The following is a 3,216-nucleotide window of genomic DNA, read 5'->3' on the forward strand; positions in this document are numbered from 1 at the left end:
ATCTCGCCGGGCAGCAGTTCGCCGATCGGCGTGAGCGTCGTTTCGTCTTCGTAGCGCATCGGCAGATGCAGCACCAGATCGATGTCGCGCGTGAGGCCGAGCTTGGCCAGCTTATCGGCCGTCTTCACAGGCTTGGCGGCCGTCTTTTCGGCGGCGCCTTCTGCCGCTTTCGTCGCTTTCGTCGCTTTGGTCCGCTTCTTCGCGCCGCCGGCAACCAGCCGTTCAACCGGCACGTCCCGCTCCGGTGGCGCGCCCTCTGGGCCGCGCGCGCTCGCATCGGGCGCGGTTCGGCGCCGCTTCGCGTCAGGCGCGGACGGCGCCGTCTCGTCGGCGGGGGCAGTTGGACTCAATCGGGACAACGGCATAACTTCGGCTGGCAAGTACAATAACGGTTTAATTCGAACGAACGGCTTGCGGGGCCGCATCGGTATCGTGCTTCGCGATCATAGCGGCTCACGGGCCGTCTCGCCGCGCCCCCGCCAATCAACGCAGCATGTTCACGCTTTCCGATTTCGATTTCAATCTACCGCCCGAGCTCATCGCGCAAACGGCGCTGCCCGAACGCAGCGCAAGCCGTCTGCTCGAAGTCGACACGAGCACCGCGCCCGCGCGGCTTATCGATCGGCGCTTTGCCGAACTGCCCGAATGCCTGGCGCCGGGCGATCTGCTCGTCTTCAACGATACCAAAGTCTTGAAGGCTCGCTTCTTCGGCCAGAAGGCGAGCGGCGGCAAGATCGAAGTACTCGTCGAACGGCTGACGGGCGCGCGCACCGCGCTCGCGCAAATTCGGACGAGCAAGAGCCCCGCGCCGGGCACGAGGCTGACGCTCGCCGATGCATTCGACGTTACCGTCGGCGAGCGCGTCGAGCCGTTCTACACCCTGCACTTCCCCGACGACTGCCTGACGCTGATCGAGCGCTACGGCCGGCTGCCGCTGCCGCCGTACATCGAGCACGACCCGGATGCGGCCGACGAAACGCGCTATCAAACCGTGTTCGCGCAAAACCCGGGCGCCGTCGCGGCCCCGACGGCCGGCTTGCACTTCGACGATGCCGTGCTCGCGCGGCTCGAGGCGCGCGGCATCGAGCGCGCCACGCTGACGCTGCATGTCGGCGCAGGCACGTTTCAGCCGGTGCGGGTCGAGAACATCGCCGAGCACAAGATGCACAGCGAGTGGTATCAATTGCCGCCCACGCTCGTGGACAAAATCAGCGCCACGCGGGCGCGCGGCGGCCGCGTGATCGCGGTGGGCACGACGTCGATGCGCGCGCTGGAATCCGCGGCGCGCGACGCCGAAGCCGCGGGCCGGCCGCTTGCGGCCACTTCGGCGGAAACGGACATTTTCATCACGCCGGGTTATCGCTTTCGCGTGGTCGATCGGCTCGTCACGAACTTTCACCTGCCGAAGTCGACGCTGCTCATGCTTGTCAGCGCGTTCGCCGGTGTGGAGACGATCCGCGAAGCCTATCGGCATGCCATTGACGAACGCTATCGTTTTTTCAGCTATGGCGATGCCATGCTGTTGACGAAGGTTGAAGGCTAGAATTCCACGCTCCGCATTGGAGCGTACCGCCGTGTTTGCGCTGCCTGGCCCGTACTCGGGCAGCGTCTCTTTTCCCCTTGCGCCGGACTTGCGATCCCGAGCTGGCGCTTTAGCTGTCGGCTGCAGTGAGTGCTTCAGCACTGACCGCAGCCCCATGCAGAGTGCCCGACTCGGGGCTCATGCAGCGCAGCCCGGTAGCACTTGGAGCTTATCGATGACCGCAGGTCATACCCACACCCACGATCACTCGTCGTCCCCCGTCCCGTGCCTGAACGGCCTGAAGTTCGAACTGCTGAACACGGACGGCCAGGCACGCCGGGGCCGCTTGACGCTCAATCACGGCGTGGTCGAAACGCCGATCTTCATGCCCGTCGGCACGTACGGCACGGTGAAAGCCATCCAGCCGCGCGAGCTCGAAGAGATTCACGCGCAAATCATCCTCGGCAATACGTTTCACCTGTGGCTGCGCCCCGGGCTGGAAACGATCGCCGCGCACGGCGGCCTGCACGGCTTCATGGGCTGGCGCCGGCCGATCCTGACCGATTCGGGCGGCTTCCAGGTGTTTTCGCTCGGCGATCTGCGCAAGATCACGGAAGACGGCGTGACGTTCGCCTCGCCCATCAACGGCGACAAGCTGTTCCTGTCGCCCGAAGTGTCGATGCAGATTCAGAAGGTGCTGAACTCGGACATCGTCATGCAATTCGACGAATGCACGCCGTACGCGACCAACGGCGTGCCGACGTCGCACCAGGACGCCGCGGCATCGATGCGCATGTCGATGCGCTGGGCCAAGCGTTCGATCGACGAATTCGCCCGGCTCGGCAATCCGAATGCGCTGTTCGGCATCGTCCAGGGCGGGATGTTCGAGGATCTGCGCGACGAGTCGCTCGCCGGCCTCTCGGAACTCGGCTTTCACGGTCTGGCCGTCGGTGGCCTTTCGGTCGGCGAGCCGAAAGAAGACATGATGCGGGTGCTCGAGCACATCGGCCCGAAGCTGCCGGCCGACAAGCCGCATTACCTGATGGGTGTGGGCACGCCCGAGGATCTGGTGGCCGGCGTGGCCGCGGGCATCGACATGTTCGACTGCGTGATGCCGACCCGCAATGCGCGCAACGGCTGGCTCTTCACCCGTTTCGGCGACGTCAAGATACGCAACGCGACGCACAAGAACTCGCTGCGCCCGCTCGACGAAACCTGCGGCTGCTACACCTGCCGCCATTTCACGCGCGGCTATCTGCATCATTTGCATCGTGTGGGCGAAATTCTCGGCGCTCAGCTCAATACGATCCACAACCTGCATTACTACCTCGAACTCATGGGCGAAATTCGCGAAGCCATCGAAACGGGCACCTTCGAGGCATTTCGTCAGCGTTTTCGAGACGAACGCACGCGCGGCGTCGAGTAACGGCCGCACGCCGATGCGAGCCGCGCCGCGCCCGCATGGGTGCCGGCCGCCCGCCAGCCGGCGAGTGAGGAAACCACCCAGCCGGCGCTTGATGCGCCGGTGGTAAAATACGCGGCTATTTTTCGATCGCCCGCGATCTTCACGATCATTACGATCGCCATTTACGGAGAAACCAACGTGTCGCTGATTTCCAACGCATTCGCGCAAGGCGCAGCCGGCGGCGGCGCCGAGTCGAATCTGATGAGCTTCCTGCCGCTCATCCTCATGT

The 3,216-nt window shown here is 64.6% G+C and carries 2 protein-coding genes and 2 pseudogenes; 3 read left to right on the forward strand and 1 reads right to left on the reverse strand.

The window, feature by feature from the left end:
* A pseudogene (locus tag ACTHL0_RS15810) lies at window positions 1–233 on the reverse strand (ATP-dependent DNA helicase RecG); the annotation flags it as partial.
* A 260-nt stretch (window positions 234–493) separates the two neighbouring features.
* Between ACTHL0_RS15810 and queA the strand changes: the two are divergent.
* The 3 genes and pseudogenes from queA to ACTHL0_RS15825 form a co-directional block, all read left to right on the forward strand.
* Window positions 494–1,543, forward strand: a complete 1,050-nt coding sequence (queA, locus tag ACTHL0_RS15815; RefSeq protein WP_440567755.1) for a tRNA preQ1(34) S-adenosylmethionine ribosyltransferase-isomerase QueA — start codon at window positions 494–496, stop codon at window positions 1,541–1,543.
* A 214-nt stretch (window positions 1,544–1,757) separates the two neighbouring features.
* Complete coding sequence (gene tgt, locus ACTHL0_RS15820) at window positions 1,758–2,948, forward strand: tRNA guanosine(34) transglycosylase Tgt (protein WP_440567756.1); 1,191 nt, start codon at window positions 1,758–1,760, stop codon at window positions 2,946–2,948.
* A 177-nt stretch (window positions 2,949–3,125) separates the two neighbouring features.
* Window positions 3,126–3,216: pseudogene (locus ACTHL0_RS15825) on the forward strand (preprotein translocase subunit YajC); the annotation flags it as partial.

Source organism: Trinickia sp. (assembly GCF_051961175.1).
GTDB lineage: Bacteria > Pseudomonadota > Gammaproteobacteria > Burkholderiales > Burkholderiaceae > Trinickia.

Excerpts from the sequence above, each read along its gene's own strand:
- queA (WP_440567755.1), top strand. The coding sequence starts at position 494 with ATGTTCACGCTTTCCGATTTCGATTTCAATCTACCGCCCGAGCTCATC.
- tgt (WP_440567756.1), top strand. The coding sequence starts at position 1,758 with ATGACCGCAGGTCATACCCACACCCACGATCACTCGTCGTCCCCCGTC.